Source organism: Aeromonas sp. ASNIH1 (assembly GCF_002934285.1).
GTDB lineage: Bacteria > Pseudomonadota > Gammaproteobacteria > Enterobacterales > Aeromonadaceae > Aeromonas > Aeromonas caviae.
This window is the reverse complement of sequence record NZ_CP026228.1, coordinates 3,847,128-3,863,857: the sequence shown is the minus strand read 5'-3', so window position 1 is coordinate 3,863,857 and position 16,730 is coordinate 3,847,128. Positions and strand designations below refer to the sequence as shown.

The window sequence follows — 16,730 nt, the reverse complement described above, 5'->3', positions numbered from 1 at the left end:
TCCATGTCAAAAGAACGCCAACAGTAAAAGACTCCGATGATGCCAATGACCCTCCCCGCCTTGCCCGCCAAAGCGGGCCAGAAGACAACGTTCGGCCAGCTGGTCGGCAGCAGCCTGGCTCTGGTTGCCGCCCGCCTCACCCGGGAAGCCCGAAGACCCGTCCTGCTGGTCACCGCCGATACCCCGAGCGCCCTGCGCCTTGAACAGGAACTGGGGTTCCTGCTGGCGGATCAGGATTGCCCGGTGCTGCTGTTCCCGGACTGGGAGACCCTGCCCTACGACAGCTTCTCTCCCCACCAGGACATCATCTCCCAGCGCCTCGAGACCCTCTACCAGTTGCCGCAGATGCGCCACGGCGTGCTCATCGTGCCCATCTCCACCCTGATGCTGCGCACGGCGCCCCAGGCTTATCTCGACAAATACAGCCTGATGGTCACAAGCGGCCAGCGCCTCAACCTGCAGCAGCTGCGCGGGCGTCTGGCGGAGGCGGGCTACGTGGCGGTGGAACAGGTGCTGGAGCACGGCGAATTCGCCGCCCGCGGCTCCCTGCTGGATCTCTTCCCCATGGGAAGCAGCCGCCCCTATCGCATTGATTTTTTTGACGACGAGGTGGACTCCATCCGCCCGTTCGACCCCGAGACCCAGCGCTCCAGCGAGCCGGTGAAGTCGGTGAGCCTCCTGCCCGCCCGGGAATTTCCCACCGACGAGGGGGCCATCGAGCTGTTTCGTGGCCAGTATCGCGAACAATTCGAGATCTCCCGCGCCGAGGGCTCCGTCTATCAGGAGGTGAGCAAGGGGCGCTGGCCCGCCGGCATCGAATACTACCTGCCGCTCTTCTTCCAGCAGACTGCCAGCCTGTTTGATTACCTGCCCGAAAACACCCTGCTGCTCACCGTGGGGGAGATCTACCCCGCGGCCCAGCGCTTCTGGAACGACATCGGCCAGCGCTATGAAGACAGACGCTGGGACAACACCCGTCCCCTGCTGCCGCCCCAGCAGATCTATCTGCCGGTGGAGCAGCTCTTCGCCGCCCTCGGGGACTATGGCGCCGTGCGTCTGCAGGAGGCGACCGTTGACGGCGGAGCGGGTCAGCACGATCTGCCCCTCGCCCCCCTGCCGGATCTGCAGCTCGACCACAGCAAGGAGCAACCCCTGCTGGCCCTTGACGGCTTCCTGCAAGGCTTTACCGGGCGCACCCTGTTTGCGGTGGAGTCCGAGGGGCGGCGCGAGGGGCTCGGGGATCTGCTCGCACGGATCAACCTGCAACCCCGGGAGTTTGCATCCCTCGACGCCTTCCTGGTGAGCGATGCGCGCCACGGGCTGCTGGTCTGTCCCCTGGAGCGGGGCTTCCTGCTGCAAGAGCCCGGCCAGACGCCCCTTGCCCTCATCACCGAAGCCGAGCTGCTCGGCGGCAAGATCCGCAGCAAGCGCCAGCGGGATAAGAGCAAGAACTTAAGCTCCGATGCGGTGATCCGAAACCTGGGCGAGCTGACCCAGGGCCAGCCGGTGGTGCACCTGGATCACGGGGTCGGTCGCTACCTGGGGCTCGAGACCATAGACGCAGGCGGCCTGCCCACCGAGTTTCTGACCCTGGAATACGCCGGCGGCGACAAGCTGTTCGTGCCGGTCACCAGTTTGCACCTGATCAGCCGCTACACCGGCTCGGACAACCCGCCCAGCCACAAGCTCGGCGGCGAGGCCTGGGTCAAGGCGCGGCGCAAGGCGGCGGAAAAGGTGCGGGACGTGGCGGCCGAGCTGCTGGATGTCTATGCCATGCGGGCAGCCCGTCACGGCTTTGCCTTCAAACACGACCGGGAGGCCTACAGCCAGTTTGCCGCGAGCTTCCCGTTCGAGGAGACCGAGGATCAGCTCAATGCCATCAACGCTGTGCTCGGCGACATGTGCCAGGCCAAGAGCATGGACCGCCTGGTGTGCGGCGACGTGGGCTTTGGCAAGACCGAAGTGGCGATGCGGGCGGCCTTTGTGGCCGTGCACGGCGGCAAGCAGGTGGCCGTGCTGGTGCCCACCACCCTCCTGGCCCAGCAACACTACGACAACTTCCGCGACCGATTCGCCAACTGGCCGGTGCGGGTGGAAGTGCTGAGCCGCTTCCGCTCCGCCAAGGAGCAGAGCGCCGTGATGAAGGAGATGGCCGAGGGCAAGGTGGACATCATCATCGGCACCCACAAGCTGCTCGGCGCCGAGCTCACCTTCAAGGATCTGGGCCTGCTCATCGTCGACGAGGAGCACCGCTTCGGGGTGCGCCAGAAGGAGAAGATCAAGGCGCTGCGCGCCGACGTGGATATCCTCACCCTCACCGCGACCCCCATTCCCCGCACCCTCAACATGGCCATGTCCGGCATGCGGGATCTCTCCATCATCGCTACCCCGCCCGCCAAGCGGCTCGCCATCAAGACCTTCGTGCGCCAGCACGAACCTGCGGTGGTGCGCGAGGCGGTACTGCGGGAATTGAAGCGTGGCGGCCAGGTCTACTACCTGCACAACGACGTGGAGAGCATCGAGAAGTGCGCCGCCGATCTTGCCGAGCTGGTGCCGGAGGCGCGCATCGGCATCGCCCACGGCCAGATGCGCGAGCGGGAGCTCGAGCGGGTGATGTCGGACTTCTACCACCAGCGCTTCAACCTGCTGGTGTGCACCACCATCATCGAGACCGGCATCGACGTGCCGAGCGCCAACACCATCATCATGGACCGGGCGGATCATCTCGGTCTGGCCCAGTTGCACCAGCTGCGGGGCCGGGTCGGTCGCTCCCACCACCAGGCCTATGCCTACCTGCTCACCCCCCATCCCAAGCTGATGACCAAGGATGCGGCCAAGCGGCTGGAGGCCATCGCGTCGCTGGAAGATCTCGGCGCCGGCTTTGCGCTCGCCACCCACGATCTGGAGATCCGGGGCGCGGGCGAGCTGCTCGGCGACGATCAGAGCGGCCAGATTGAATCGGTGGGCTTCACCCTCTACATGGAGATGCTGGAGCAGGCGGTGGAGGCGCTCAAACATGGCAAGGAGCCGTCGCTGGAGCAGCTCATGAGCCAGCACACCGAGGTAGAGCTGCGCCTGCCCGCCTTGCTCCCGGACGACTACATCCCGGACGTCAACATGCGCCTCTCCATGTACAAGCGCATCGCCAGTGCGGCCGACGAGCAGGAGCTGCGGGAGCTCAAAGTGGAGCTCATCGATCGCTTCGGCCTCTTGCCGGAGCCGACCAAGACGCTGATGGAGCTGGCCGCCTTCCGCCAGCGCGCCACGGCGCTGGGCATTCGCCGGGTGGAGATGAGCGAGCGCGGCGGCTATCTGGACTTCACCCAGGAAACCCGCGTCAACCCGGCCTATCTGGTCAAGCTGCTCTCGGAGCAGCCGCGCATCTACAAGATGGACGGGCCGACCCGGCTGCGCTTCCAGGTGCCGACCCAGGACAGGGCCATGCGCCTCAAACTGGTGGACGGCCTGCTGGCGGATCTCGCCCGCCATGCCACCCCCTGAGGGGAAGCATGACGTCAGCAGGGCGCGACCTGCCGCCTACAACAACGGGAGCCCCAGGGCTCCCGTTTCGTTGCTGGCAAGGGGCGGCATCTCGCCCCCGGCCCGCCTTCTTGCCTCCCGATGCCTCGGTTCGCCCTTCTGGCAGCACCATTTTGCCGCCGAATCCATCTGTTGATACGATGCATTGAGTCATAACCCATCTGAAAAACAGATGGATGTGGGGATGATCGTGGGCAAAAAACGGGTTCAACGCGCCTCGATAGCCCCGCAGATGGCCCGTGCCGTATTTATCCCGCCCACGTATCCAGACCAGGTATCCAGGCCAGGCATCCCGGCAAGGGGGCCACCAGCCATTGCACCGCGACAACCGAGGCGCCGCGTCAGTCCGTCAGTCCATCAGTCCATCAGTCCATCAGTCCGTCAGTCCGTCAGTCCGTCAGTCCGTCAGTCCGTCAGTCCGTCAGTCCGTCAGTCCGTCAGTCCGTCAGCATATCAACCTGGCTACACCCGCCTGCACGCCAATAAAAACGGGAGCCTTGACGGCTCCCGTGACGAAGGGACGCTGGCCCGGACTCAGTCCTGGTTGGCCGGATCCTCGTGGGCGGAGAACTCCCGCATGAAGGCCTCGGCCCGCTCCACCATCCTGGTGGACCCGACGAAGTAGGGGGTGCGCTGGTGCAGAGCGGTAGGCTGGATGTCCATGATGCGGCCAAAGCCATCGGACGCCTTGCCACCGGCCTGCTCCACCAGGAAGGCCATGGGGTTGCACTCATAGAGCAGGCGCAGCTTGCCGTTCGGAGAGTTGGTGCCGGACGGGTAGATGTAGATGCCCCCCTTGAGCAGGTTGCGGTGGAAATCCGACACCAGGGAACCGATGTAGCGGGAGGTATAGGGCCTGTGAGTCGCCTCGTCACGCTCCTGGCAGTATTTCAGGTACTTCTTCACCCCGTCCGGGAACTTGATGTAGTTGCCCTCGTTGATGGAGTAGATCTTGCCCTCCTCCGGAATGCGGATGTTCTCGTGGGAGAGGCAGAAGCAGCCGATGGAGGGGTCATAGGTGAAGCCGTTGACCCCAAAGCCGGTGGTGTAGACCAGCATGGTGGAGGAGCCGTAGACCACGTAGCCCGCCGCGACCTGACGGTGACCCGGCTGCAGGAAGTCCTCCAGAGTGACCCCGGCGCCCGGTTTGCTGACCCGGCGGTAGATGGAGAAGATGGTCCCGACCGAGACGTTGACGTCGATGTTGGAGGAGCCGTCGAGGGGGTCTATCAGCACCACGTACTTGGAGTGACGAGAGAGCTCGGAATCGAAGGAGACGAAGTCCTCCTCCTCCTCAGAGGCCATGCCGCACACCTCGCCACGGGCCTCCAGCGCCGCCTTGAAGCGCTCGTTGGCATAGACGTCCAGCTTCTGCTGCACCTCGCCCTGCACGTTTTCGGCGCCGATGGAACCGATGATGTCCGCCAGACCCGCCTTGTTGATCTCCCGGTTCACCACCTTGGCGGCCAGGCGGATGGAGCTGAGCAAGGAGGTCAGCTCGCCGGTCGCGGTCGGGTAGTCCGCCTGCTTTTTGACGATGAACTCGCCCATGGTGATCATGTTTCGCATTCTTGTTCCTTTAAGATCGTTTCCGTTGGCCGTTGAAAACGTTTGCAAGTGTCGGCAAAAAAAGTGCCGATCCCCGGCAGCGTTGTTTTGTAACCCAATGTAACGCCTGTTTTTTGTTTTTGCAGCGAATTAAGCCGTTCTTTAAATCGCCAGAAAGCCGCGCCACCACGGGCTTTCGCCGTGAAAAAAGGGTGCCATCCGGCATCTTTTGGGGGGTTAATTCGTGACAAGAATGCATCCGGGCCGACGCGGCTGCCCGCCTTGCTCCCCCTGGCGCCCGGCAATGTTGCGCCAGAGGCGCCCCTCTTGAGATCTGCCCCCCAATCCCGCACACTGGCTGCGCTTTGGAAGCAAAAAAACATAAGGATATTCAATGAAAAAGTCGCTTATCGCCGGGGCGGTTGCCGCTCTGCTCACCCTCCCCGTCCTCGCCGCCCAGGTGCCTGAAGGCACCCAGCTTCTGCCAGCCGCCCAGCAAGTGTTCGTGCGCAACATCGGCACCGAGCCTGCCTCCATCGATCCCCAGATGGTGGAAGAGAGCGCGGGCAGCGACGTCGTCAACGATCTGTTCGAGGGGCTCTATACCCTGGATGGCAACGGCAAGCTGCAGGCGGCGGGCGCCCTTGGCTACGAGCTCGATGCCACGGGCACCGTCTACACCTTCAAGCTCAGACCCGATGCCAAATGGTCCAACGGCGAGCCGGTGACGGCGGCGGACTACGTCTATGGCTGGCAGCGGGCGGCGGACCCCAAGAACGCCTCCAACTACGCCTGGTTCATCGAGCTGACCGGCGTCGCCAATGCCAGCGACGTGGTGCAGGGCAAGCAGAGCCCGGATGCCCTGGGGATCAAGGCGCTCGATGACTACACCCTGCAGATCACCCTGAAAAACCCGGTCCCCTTCTTCCTCAAGACCCTCTCCCACTACACCACCTTCCCGGCGCCCAAGGCCACCATCGAGAAGTTCGGTCATGAGTGGGTCAAACCGGCCAATATAGTCTCCAACGGCGCCTTCGCCCTCAAGGAGTGGACCCCGAACGAGCGCCTCATCGCCGAGCGCAACCCCCACTACTGGGACAACGAGCACACCGTGCTGAACAAGGTGATCTATCTGGAGATCGTCTCCGATACCGCGGCCTACAACCGCTATCGTGCGAGCGAGCTGCACTACACCACCTATCCCCTGGAGCAGTATCAGCAGATCAAGCGCCAGAGCCCGGAGGAGCTGGTGAGCGCCCCCATGCTCGCCACCTACTACTACGTGTTCAACACCCAGCGCAAACCCTTTGACGACGTCAGGGTGCGCAAGGCACTCTCCCTTGCCATCGACCGGGACACCATCACGGAGAAGATCCTGGGACAGGGGCAGCTCTCCGCCTTTAGCCTGACCCCGCCGAGCGTGGACGGATTCGAGCTCAAACGCCCCGCCAGCGAGCTGATGAGCAAGGAAGAGCGCATCAAGCAGGCCAAGGCGCTGCTTGGCGAGGCGGGTTACGGCCCGGACAAGCCGCTGACGGTGGACATCCTCTACAACACCAACGAGGGGCACAAGAAGATAGCGCTCGCCATCTCCTCCATGTGGAAGCACAACCTGGGGGTCAAGGCGGAGCTCAACAACATGGAGTGGAAGACCATGGTGTCGGCCCTGAACGAGGGTGACTTCGGGGTGAGCCGCTACTCCTGGAACGGAGACTACAACGATGCCTCCACCTTCCTCGATATCATGACCTCCAGCAGCAGCGCCAACAGCGGCAAGTGGTTCAACAAGGAGTACGACGCCCTCCTGGCCAAGGCCCATGACGCCAAGGACCCCGCCGAGCGCAACCGCCTCTATCAGCAGGCCGAGGTGCTGATCGACGAGGAGGCCCCCATTGCCCCTGTCTACTTCTACGTGAAATCACGGCTGCTCAAACCCAACGTCAAGGGCTACCCCTACCAGAACCCGCAAGACCTGGTCTATGCCAAGGATCTCTATCTGACGGCGCAGTGACGCTGGGCACCGAACCAAAAAGACCGCCTCGAGGGCGGTCTTTTTTTATCCTACTTTTCCTGACAGCCCGCCACCGCGAGCCGGGCGCCCCTTCGCACCGTCACGGGCCTCACCAGCAACTGCGCCAGCAGCACCCCCATCAGGGTCATGCCGCCACCGATGAGGTGATAGCTGGTGAGCCGCTCCCCGAGCCAGCTGATGGCAAGGGCGGCCGTCATCACCGGCAACAGGTTCATGAAGATGGCGGTGCGGCTCGCCCCGAGCAGGGCAATGCCCTGCATCCAGAGCCAGGGCGAGAGGGCCGAGGTCGGGATCCCCGCATAGAGGATGAGCCAGAGGGCGCTGCCATCGGGCCAGTGCCCGTCCACCAGCAGATAGAAGGGGGTGAGGAACAGGAGGCTGCACAGCACCTGACCGTAGAGCATGGACCAGTTGTCCAGCCCCAGATCCCAGCGCTTGAGCAGCACGCTGTAGAGCGCATAGGTGGCCGCCGAGAGCAGCATGTAGACGGAACCGATATGGATGCCCTGGGTCAGCAGCCGGGCCGGATCCCCCTGCCCCAACAAAATCGCCAGCCCCAGAATGGAGATGGCGCCTCCCAGCAGCGCCCCCCAGGTGGGCCGCTCGCGCAGCAACCAGATGCTGAGCAGCACCGTCATCAAGGGGGTCAGTCCCATCATCAGGCCAATCTCGGTGGCCCCCAGGGTCTGGGCCGCGTAATAGCCAAAGGTCTGGTTCAAGACCATCCCGAGCAGGGCCAGCACCGCCAGCTTCGAGAAACCGGCCCGCAGTTTGCGGCGCTCGCGCCAGGCCCGGTGAGCCAGAAACGGGGTCAGCACCAGGGCCGCCACCATCCAGCGCGACCAGGCGAGCGCTGCTGGAGACAACACCCCGACCGCCAGCTTGCTGACGATGCCATTGCCAGCCCAGATGGCCATGCAGGAGAAGGGAAACAGGAAGGCAAGGGGCATTGCGATATCCAGAATAAAAAGGCGGGTATTGCGCGCGAGTATAGAGAGGCAATCAGGATAAGCAAGCCTGCCAACGCAGGAAGAAGCGCCATGACGCGAACGGTTGGCGCCGCGCCCAGGCGCCATCAACAATCATGCCCGCACAGGGGCGGGCATGAGGGGGACCAGGGTCAGCCTGAGGCGCCTCAGGCGGCATCCATGTGGAGCCTTGAAATCAGTTCATTGACCTCGAGCACCGTCTGGCGATGGGGAATGTCGGCTTGCAATGGCATCATCAGCAAGCCCGACTGGAAATCGAAGCGCCCCCTGCCGTGGATGTAAATCCGCCCCTTGAAGAAGGTTTTGACATGTTTTGCCACCATCAGTGGCAGGTACTTCTTGAACACTCTCATCGTTTGCAACCTCTTGAAGTTGTATCCGTATGACAGCAGCTTATGCGAAATAATTCCGTTAAATTTATATAAAAAACCGGAAAATTCGACTCTCTCTTCCCCAAAAAACCAAACTGTAACTTATTATTAACTTTTACCGTATTGTATGCGGTCCTTCCAGCCAGAGCAAGACTCCTTTGCCATCTTGCCATTCGATGCAGGCCAGCCCGGACGTCGCGAACATGGGCGCCCCTGCTGCCGGGCAGAGACTCTGGACCAGATACCCCACCAGCGGCAGGTGGCTGACCATCAGGATGTTGTCATGCTCCGCCGCCAGCGCGGTGAGGTAGCTCGCCACGAAGGCCGGATCGCCATAGGGGGTGATCTCGCCACTCTCCTCGATCTTGAGGGCCTCGGGCAGCTCGGGGGCGATGGCCTGCCAGGTCTGTCTGGCACGCAGGTAGTTGCTGTGGATCACCAGGCTCAGGGAGCCGGTCAGCTGGGGAGCCAGCCAGCCCGCCATGTGGATGGACTCTTCGATGCCTTGTTCGGTCAGTGGACGCTGTTCATCAGTCTTTGCGTTCATGCCAGCCTGGCCATGACGCATGATGTAGATTTTCATTACAACCTCGCCCAGGGGGCCTGTTTAAATAGCCGGGGGATCTTACCCCGCCATGCCGGGGGAAACAATTGCGCTACCTCTCAGAAAAGGGTTTGCCTCGTGAGATAGCGAGGTCGATAATCATGTTTAAATTCAAATAAATTCACCGCGAGTCACGCCCCAATGAGCCCATATGCCAGTCCCAACGACCATCGGCAGTATCACTATCTGGAGCTGGCGAACCGGCTCAGGGTCCTGTTGATCTGCGATCCCGAGACCGACAAATCCGCCGCCTCCCTGGCGGTGAATACCGGCCACTTCGACGATCCTGCGGATCGCCAGGGCATGGCCCATTTCCTCGAGCATATGCTGTTTCTCGGTACCCGCACCTACCCCAAACCCGGTGAATACCAGCAATTCATGAGCCGTCACGGGGGCAGCAACAACGCCTGGACCGGTACCGAGTTCACCAACTTCTTCTTCGACATCGACAACGGCTTCTTCGAGGCGGGGCTCGACCGGTTCTCCCAGTTCTTCATCTGCCCCACCTTTGCACCGGAGTGGGTCGACAAGGAGCGCAACGCGGTGGACTCCGAGTACCGCCTCAAGCTGCAGGACGATGTGCGCCGCGGCTACCAGGTGCACAAGGAGACGGTCAATCCGGACCACCCCTTCTCCAAATTCTCGGTGGGCAACCTCGACACCCTGGCGGATCTCCCCGGCCGGGATCTGCGCTCGGACCTCATTGCGTTCTACGAAACCCACTACAGTGCGGATCGCATGGCGCTGGTCATGCTTTCACCGGCACCCATCGAGACCCAACTGGCCTGGTGTGATCGCTTCTTTGGTGCCATTCCGGATCGCCACCTCGGCCCTCCGGTACTGAGCCATCCTCTCTACCGGCTCGATGATCTCGGCATTCGCATCCAGCTGACCCCGGTCAAGGAGACCCGCAAGCTGGCGCTGACCTTCCCGCTGCCGTGCGTGGATGAGTATTACGACAAAAAACCCCTCACCTTCCTGAGCCACCTCATCGGCTATGAGGGGGAAGGCAGCCTGCTCTCCCTGCTCAAGGGGCGGGGCTGGGTCAATCAGCTCGCCGCCGGCGGCGGCATCAGCGGCGCCAACTTCAAGGACTTTGGCGTGAGCTTTGGCCTCACCCCCCTTGGGCTTGAGCATGTGGACGAGATCATCGCCGCCCTGTTTGGCTATCTGAAGCTCATCGAGCGGGGTGGGGTGCAGGCCTGGCGCTATGAGGAGAAGCGCAGCGTGCTGGAATCCGCCTTCCGCTTCCAGGAGCGGGGCCGGGCCCTCGACACCGTCTCCGGCCTCGTGCTCAACCTGTTCAGCTACGGGCCGGACGATCTGCTCTACGGCGACTACATGATGCGCGAGTTCGATGAGCCGCTGATCCGGCGCTTCCTCGCCAAGCTGACCCCCCACAACCTGCGGGTGACCATCCAGGCCCCGGAAGTGAGTACGGATCGCCTCGCCCGCTGGTACCAGACACCCTACAGCGTCCAGAGCATCAGCGAGGCCGAGAAGATCCGCTGGCAGCAGAGTGAACCGGATCCCGCCCTGCACCTGCCGGCGCCCAACCCCTTCATCAGCACCCGCCTCGACGCCCGTCTGCCGGCGCTGCCCGCCGACATGCCGTCCTGCCTCATCGACAGGCCCGGTTTCCGGCTCTGGCACCTGCACGAGCATCAGTTCAGCGTGCCCAAGGGCAGCCTTTACATCTCCGTCGACAGCGAACATGCGGTCAAGAGCCCGCGTCACATCGCCATGGCGCGTCTGGCCGTGGAACTGCTCACGGATCATCTCAACGCCCTTACCTACCCGGCGGAGCTCGCGGGCCTTGGCTACCAGATTTATGCCCATCAGGGGGGCTTTACCATCAACCTCAGCGGCTTTGCCGACAAGCAACCGCTGCTGCTCGACATGATCCTCGGCAACCGCACCCTGGGGTATCCGGATCCGGCCCGCTTTAGCGAGATCAAGGAGCAGCTTATCCGCAACTGGGAGAACCAGTCCAAGACCCGCCCCATCTCCCAGTTGTTCAACCAGCTCACCAGTTTGCTGCAACCCAACAACCCGCCCTTCGAGCAGCTGTTGCGCCACCTGCGCACCGTCGAACTCGGCGAGATGCCCGGCTTCGTCTCCGAGCTCTTTGCCAGGGTGCATCTGGAGGCCCTGGTACACGGAGACTGGACGGCCGCCGAGGCCCTCGAACTCGCGGCCCTGCTGGAGCGCCACCTCGGTGCCAACAGCCAGCCCAGCGCCGAGACCCGCCGCCCCCTCATCTCCATCCAGGACAGAGGCACCCTCATTCGCGAGCAGGGGTGCGATCACGAGGACTCGGCGCTGCTGGTCTACTACCAGTCGCGCACCACCCGGGCGCGGGATCTCGCCTGCTTCACCCTGGCCAACCACATCATGTCATCCACCTTCTTCCACGAGCTGCGCACCCGCCAGCAGCTCGGTTACGTGGTGGGAGCCGGCAACCTGCCCCTCAACCGCCATCCCGGTCTCATCTTCTATATCCAGTCGCCGGTGGCGGGGCCGCAGATCCTGCTGGATGCGGTGGAGGAGTTCATCGATCTCTTCCCGCTGGCCATGCTGGAGTTCACCGAGCAGCAGTGGCAGGAGAGCAAGGCGGGGTTGCAGGCCCAGCTCAGCGAGCGAGATGCCAACCTGCGCAGCCGCGGCCAGCGGCTCTGGGTCAGCATCGGCAACAAGGATCTGGGTTTTGATCAGCGCGAACGGGTACGCGAGGAGGTGGGCAGGCTCAGCCGTGCCGATCTGGTGCGCTTCATCACCCAGCTGAGATCCCGTACCTCGAATCGCCTCATCCTCTGCAGCTATGGCCTAGGCCACGAGCACGACGAGCGGATCACCGGCCAGTTTGTCGACGATCCCAGGGCATTTCGGCTCAACGCCGCCACCTTCGAAGGCTGACCTCCCCTGTTGGCAACGCGCAGACAATAAAAAGCCGACCCCGTGGAGTCGGCTGGAAAAACCATAATCAATTGCGACCAGAGCCGCCAAAAGTGAACATGAGCGTGAAAATCAGACACTGGGTTGATGTTCGACCGGCGTTCAAACCAGAGCTCACCGGTCGGCACCAGCAGTGATTGAGAAACAGCCTCATCTTAGGCATTTCCCTGATTTTCCACGTTGATCTATGTCAAAGGAGGTAAAACAAGCGCCACTTCCCTCCTTGGCATCGGCCTCGCGCCCTCTCAGCCCCGGCGGATCAGCCGGTAAGCCACCTCGTCGAAATAGGAGAGCTGCCCCGAGAGCACCCTGGGGTGATCCAGCTCCGCCCCCCGGCCCAGCACCTCGACACCAAAGTCGCGCTCAAACAGGGTGCGCACCTCCATCTCCCCTACCGAGAACGGCGGCTGTAGCTGCTGCTCGGGCTGATACTCGAGGGTCACCAGCAACACCTGCCCTCCCGCCTCCACCAGGCGGCTCATCAGGGCGGCATACTGGCGGCGCATGGCGCCCGGCAAGGCGATGAGGGCCGCCCTGTCATAGACCAGGCGATAACGCTGACCAAGCTCCGGAGCGGCGAAGAAGTCCCCCTGATAGATGCGCAGATCCTCGTGCCGGTGGCACTGATAGGGACCCACCTCGCTTCTCTCTGCACTCAGGTTGTTCTCGTCAAAAAACTGGGTAATGGCGAGCTCGGAGAGCTCGAAGCCATCCACCGGATGCCCCTGCTCACGCAGCCAGAGCATGTCCCGGGACTTGCCGCAAAGGGGCACCAGCACGGGGTCGCTCCCTTGCTGGGCCGACCACCAGGATTGCAGCCAGCGGTTGAAATCTGCCTGATGAAAGCCAATCCGGTTCTCTTTCCACTTCTGGTGCCAAAATGCCGCTTCCATCATCTTCCTCTCGTCATCTGCAATGGTGCATCACTATCACAACTTCACCGAAGTGGCGCAAGCCCCATGATCCCGCCCCTGTGCAAGAGAACGCCCACGATGGGCAGGCCTCAGGCCACGACCCCAGGCAGGCTTGTCGCCATCGCTGCCAGCCGGGTCAGGATCTGCGCGAAGGTGGGTCGCCGGGAAGGCACCTCAAAGCCGCACTCTCTGGCCAGTCGATGAAGGGGGTCAAGGTCGGCGTCGCCCCCATTACAGCGCGCCAGCAGCTCGGCCAGCAGGCAGCCAAAGGCCCGCACTTCCAGGCGCTCCAGCCGCCCGGCCAGCACCTCATCGGCGCGGTCGTAACAGGAGGCGGCACCAAAGTCCCCGAGCAGCACCCGGCCCGGCGCCTCCTGCGACGAGTGAGGCATCGCGGGCTGCAAGGAGTACAGCAGGTTGTGTGCGTAGAGATCGCCGTGGAGGATGCCCCGCTCGTGCAGGTGCCGGGCGGCCGCAGCCACCCCCTGCACCATGGCCATCACCTGGGCCGGGGTGAAGTTCAGATCCTCCCCATAGACATCCCGGGTGCAGGAGTCCAGGCTCGGGGGGCCCGCCAGGGTGGCGAAGGCGGGGTCTATCAGGGGCATCACCAGTGCCGGGATGCCGGAGGGATGATCGCTCACTCTCCCCATCACACCGACCAGGTTTGGATGACGACCGGCGGCCAGGGACGCAGTCATCTCGCTCAGGGGCAAGCCATCGCTGGTGACGGCCCCCTTGAAGAGCTTGACCGCCACCGCCCCGGGCCCTTCGGCACCCGCCCACTCGGCGCGATAGATGACGCCGGATGCTCCCTCCCCGAGCACATCCCCCAGTGAGAGCGCCTGCCAGGGGATCTCGGTAGTGAGCTCCGATGTGCCGTTCAGACACGCCTGCTCATCACAGAATGGGTTGCCCGCAAAGGCCAGCCAGGACAGACGCGGCATCGAGGGCAGCCAGCTCGGCAGCGCTGGCAGGCGGTTGGCGGCGATGCGCAAAAGCTCCAAACGGTGGCAACCGGCAAGCGTCTCGGGAAGCTCATGTAGCCGGTTGCCAGAGAGCATCAGCTTTTGCAGGGCGTCACACTGCCCCAGCTCGTCCGGCAGTCGTTCAATGGCATTGTCGGTCAGGATCAACCAGCGCAATCTGGCGGGCAGGGAGGTGGCCGGGACGGTCGCGATGCGGTTGGCCTTGAAGCCCACCATGGTGAGCGCAGGGCAGCGCCCCAGCACCTCGGGCAGTTCGGTGAAGTTGTTCTCGGAGCAGAAGAGGATGCGCAGCTTCTTGCATTCGGCCAGCGCGTCAGGCAACTCGCTCAGCTGGTTGCCGGTGAGATCCAGCACCTCCAGGGTCTCCTTGAGGCTCAGGATCTCGGGAGGGAACACCGCGAGGTTTTCAGCAAGTTTGAGGTGGCGGGCGCCGCAGAGTTCGCCTGCGCGAAGCTGTTCCAGGGTATGCATGGGATCGTCTCTATCAACATTCGGGCTTGCGGTGGCTCACTGCGGGACACTCCCCCCAGACCACAAAGGAGGGGCATTATAGGGAATGACGGCCAAAGATGGCCGATTTTCTTGCAACGCCTTCTCTTGCAAAGGCCCCCCATCGCCACACTCCCGCTCTCCGTTGCCATGGACCATTCCGGTCGCGCGCTTGGGTGGTTGATCATTTGATTGGCGCCATATAGTATGGCGCCATACAAAGTCATTCGAGACTCACCATCATGATCACCCTGGAACAGAAACACCTCGCCCTGCTCGAGGATGCAGAGCGCCGCGGACACGCGGACACCCAAAACATGCGCGTCTGCTTTGAGGTGTTGACCCTCGCCGCTGCCATCGATCAGGCGTGCGCGGCGCGCCTGGCCCCTCACCGCCTCTCCGAAGGCAAGTTCGTGCTGCTGTTTTTGCTGCGCGACCTGCCAGAAGGGTTGGCTCCCCACGAGCTTGCCGACAAGGCGGGGGTCACACGGGCCACCATCACCGGCCTGCTCGACGGGCTGCAACGGGACGGCCTGTTGGCTCGCCACAGCGACAGCCTGGACAGGCGAAAGATCTCGGTGCGCCTGACAGAGCAGGGCCAGGCCCTGGCGCAGCACCTGCTCGATGAGCACAGCCAGTGGATAGGCTCCCTGTTTGCCGGGTTCGATCAGGCAGAGCGGGAAACCCTGAGCGCCCTGCTCAAGCGGGCCTGGCTCAATGTCATCTCATCCCGGGCAGGCTGCACTGAGGCCGCCACAGAGGAGCACCCATGACACGCAGCCGCATCACGGATATCGCCCCCTCACGCCTCGCCCAGCTCAACCGGGGAGAGGCTGAGGCAAGCAACCTGACCGAATGCCTAGCGGTGGATTTTGCCGCCCTGATGCAGTGCACCCTGCCTTCGCTCGGGCCCCAGGCGCTGGCATCGATGCACGCCGCATCCGGGGAGGGCATTACCCGGCGCATGGCACTGGCCGCCAGGCTGCTCCTGGCCGAGAACGGCACGAGGGATCTTGCGGCGCTCAGCCGTCATCCCTCCGATACCGTGCGGGGCTGGGCCTGTTTCATGGTGGGCGCGAGCGAGGGACTGTCGCTCAGCGACCGCCTGGCCCTCATTCGCCCCCTCGCCGATGACCCGCACTTTGGGGTGCGCGAGTGGGCCTGGCTCGCAATGCGAACGACCATTGCTGCGCAGCTGGAGGCGGCCATTGCCGCCCTGGTGCCCTTGACGGCGGAGCCGTCCGAGCGGCTGCGACGCTTTGCCAGCGAAGCGACCCGGCCCCGCGGCGTCTGGTGTACCCATCTTGCGTCCCTGCGACAAGCGCCGGAGCAGGCCCTGATGCTGCTCGAGCCCCTCAAGGCCGATCCCGCCCTCTATGTGCAGGACTCCGTTGCCAACTGGCTGAACGATGCGAGCAAAGACAGGCCACAGTGGGTCACTGACCTCTGCGCGCGCTGGTCTCGCGAAAGCCCCAGTCCCGCGACAACCCGGATTTGTCAACGCGCCTTGCGCACCTTGCGCAAGGGCCAACTCCCGAAGGAACCCCTATGACCCACTATCTGACAGAGCTCTACACCCCCACTCCCGCCTGGCTGGCATTGAGCCAGACGGCTCGTCAGCAGTTCTTCGAGGCCATTGGCACAGGCATGGCCAACCTCGCCGCCCTCGGGGTGGAGCCCATCGCCCTGGGCGAGACCGATGCTGCCACCCTCCATGGTGCGCCCCACCCCTTCTTCGCCATCTGGCGCGGGCCGGATGCCGCAGCCATCGAGGCCCTCGTCCAGGGGATAGCCGCATCGGGCTGGCACGACTACTTCGAGACGGTCAACGCCACCGGCGCCGGGGTCTCTCTGGGCGAGCACCTTGCACAGTTGGCCGCCCTGCCCTGCGCCGCTACATCCAGCCCCGCCCTGGCCTGATAACCCCTAAAAGAGCGTTATCCCACCAGGCTTTGCGTCAGTGCTGCCGACACCGGTGGCACTGTTTTCCATGCACTGCCCTTGCAAACCCAGGTCACCACCACCTGGGAAAGCGGCGCCACAGCCCCGCTCCCTTCCCACTTCCTTCCCACTCCCTTCAAAAAACGCTGATATCTCCTGATGCCGTGATGAGCCATCGCGATGGCACAAGTGAGCAAGATCCGGGTCGTCGTGACAAAGGTTCGCCGCCATAGTGCTTTCAAACCAACAGTCAGAGGTGAAAAGACGCCATAAGGCGTCTTTCTTATTGCTGGTTGTTAGAGCAAACCGGTTAGGCGATCTCCCCCTCCCCGCAACCCACCCAGATCGGGGTGATGGA

Annotated in this window: 13 protein-coding genes; 6 read left to right on the top strand and 7 right to left on the bottom strand. The window is 63.3% G+C overall.

Annotated elements, in window-relative coordinates:
- Positions 1-36 precede the first annotated feature (36 nt).
- Complete coding sequence (gene mfd, locus C2U37_RS18810) at positions 37-3,501, top strand: transcription-repair coupling factor (protein WP_104452889.1); 3,465 nt, start codon at positions 37-39, stop codon at positions 3,499-3,501.
- 573 nt (positions 3,502-4,074) lie between these two features.
- Here mfd and fbp read toward each other — a convergent pair.
- Together fbp and C2U37_RS24735 are read right to left on the bottom strand one after the other, a co-directional pair.
- Positions 4,075-5,109, bottom strand: a complete 1,035-nt coding sequence (fbp, locus tag C2U37_RS18805; protein ID WP_045524769.1) for a class 1 fructose-bisphosphatase — start codon at positions 5,107-5,109, stop codon at positions 4,075-4,077.
- Positions 5,097-5,339, bottom strand: coding sequence for a hypothetical protein (locus tag C2U37_RS24735; protein WP_158656287.1), 243 nt, complete (start codon positions 5,337-5,339; stop codon positions 5,097-5,099). Before C2U37_RS24735 ends, fbp begins: the two co-directional genes overlap by 13 nt.
- A gap of 143 nt (positions 5,340-5,482) precedes the next feature.
- Here C2U37_RS24735 and C2U37_RS18800 point away from each other — a divergent pair, with 143 nt between their 5' ends.
- Complete coding sequence (locus C2U37_RS18800; protein ID WP_010674562.1) at positions 5,483-7,099, top strand: peptide ABC transporter substrate-binding protein; 1,617 nt, start codon at positions 5,483-5,485, stop codon at positions 7,097-7,099.
- A 50-nt stretch (positions 7,100-7,149) separates the two neighbouring features.
- On the opposite strand, the gene C2U37_RS18795 is transcribed toward C2U37_RS18800, so the two are convergent.
- The 3 genes from C2U37_RS18795 to sixA all read right to left on the bottom strand — a co-directional run bounded on the left by C2U37_RS18795 (position 7,150) and on the right by sixA (position 9,063).
- Positions 7,150-8,070, bottom strand: a complete 921-nt coding sequence (locus C2U37_RS18795) for a DMT family transporter (RefSeq protein ID WP_104452888.1) — start codon at positions 8,068-8,070, stop codon at positions 7,150-7,152.
- Between the two features lie 185 nt (positions 8,071-8,255).
- Positions 8,256-8,462, bottom strand: a complete 207-nt coding sequence (locus C2U37_RS18790) for a DUF1107 domain-containing protein (RefSeq protein WP_005324080.1) — start codon at positions 8,460-8,462, stop codon at positions 8,256-8,258.
- A gap of 133 nt (positions 8,463-8,595) precedes the next feature.
- Positions 8,596-9,063: a phosphohistidine phosphatase SixA gene (gene sixA, locus C2U37_RS18785; protein ID WP_052814502.1), complete on the bottom strand. Its 468-nt coding sequence runs from the start codon at positions 9,061-9,063 to the stop codon at positions 8,596-8,598.
- 162 nt (positions 9,064-9,225) lie between these two features.
- On the opposite strand from sixA, the gene C2U37_RS18780 reads away from it, so the two are divergent.
- A complete protein-coding gene (locus C2U37_RS18780) occupies positions 9,226-12,000 on the top strand; it encodes an insulinase family protein (RefSeq protein ID WP_052814501.1) in 2,775 nt (924 codons plus the stop codon).
- A 284-nt stretch (positions 12,001-12,284) separates the two neighbouring features.
- Here C2U37_RS18780 and C2U37_RS18775 read toward each other — a convergent pair whose 3' ends face one another.
- Together C2U37_RS18775 and C2U37_RS18770 are read right to left on the bottom strand one after the other, a co-directional pair.
- A complete protein-coding gene (locus tag C2U37_RS18775) occupies positions 12,285-12,932 on the bottom strand; it encodes a thiopurine S-methyltransferase (RefSeq protein ID WP_010674558.1) in 648 nt (215 codons plus the stop codon).
- A gap of 110 nt (positions 12,933-13,042) precedes the next feature.
- The gene (locus C2U37_RS18770; protein ID WP_052814500.1) at positions 13,043-14,413 is read right to left on the bottom strand and encodes a leucine-rich repeat-containing protein kinase family protein; all 1,371 of its coding nucleotides are present in this window, start codon (positions 14,411-14,413) and stop codon (positions 13,043-13,045) included.
- A 260-nt stretch (positions 14,414-14,673) separates the two neighbouring features.
- Between C2U37_RS18770 and C2U37_RS18765 the strand changes: the two genes are divergently transcribed.
- The 3 genes from C2U37_RS18765 to C2U37_RS18755 are packed head-to-tail and all read left to right on the top strand — an operon-like array spanning position 14,674 to position 16,351.
- The gene (locus C2U37_RS18765; RefSeq protein ID WP_104452887.1) at positions 14,674-15,204 is read left to right on the top strand and encodes a MarR family winged helix-turn-helix transcriptional regulator; all 531 of its coding nucleotides are present in this window, start codon (positions 14,674-14,676) and stop codon (positions 15,202-15,204) included.
- Positions 15,201-15,983: a HEAT repeat domain-containing protein gene (locus C2U37_RS18760; RefSeq protein ID WP_052814498.1), complete on the top strand. Its 783-nt coding sequence runs from the start codon at positions 15,201-15,203 to the stop codon at positions 15,981-15,983. Before C2U37_RS18765 ends, C2U37_RS18760 begins: the two co-directional genes overlap by 4 nt.
- The gene (locus C2U37_RS18755) at positions 15,980-16,351 is read left to right on the top strand and encodes a DUF6616 family protein (RefSeq protein WP_045524762.1); all 372 of its coding nucleotides are present in this window, start codon (positions 15,980-15,982) and stop codon (positions 16,349-16,351) included. Before C2U37_RS18760 ends, C2U37_RS18755 begins: the two co-directional genes overlap by 4 nt.
- The last annotated feature ends 379 nt before the right edge of the window (positions 16,352-16,730 follow it).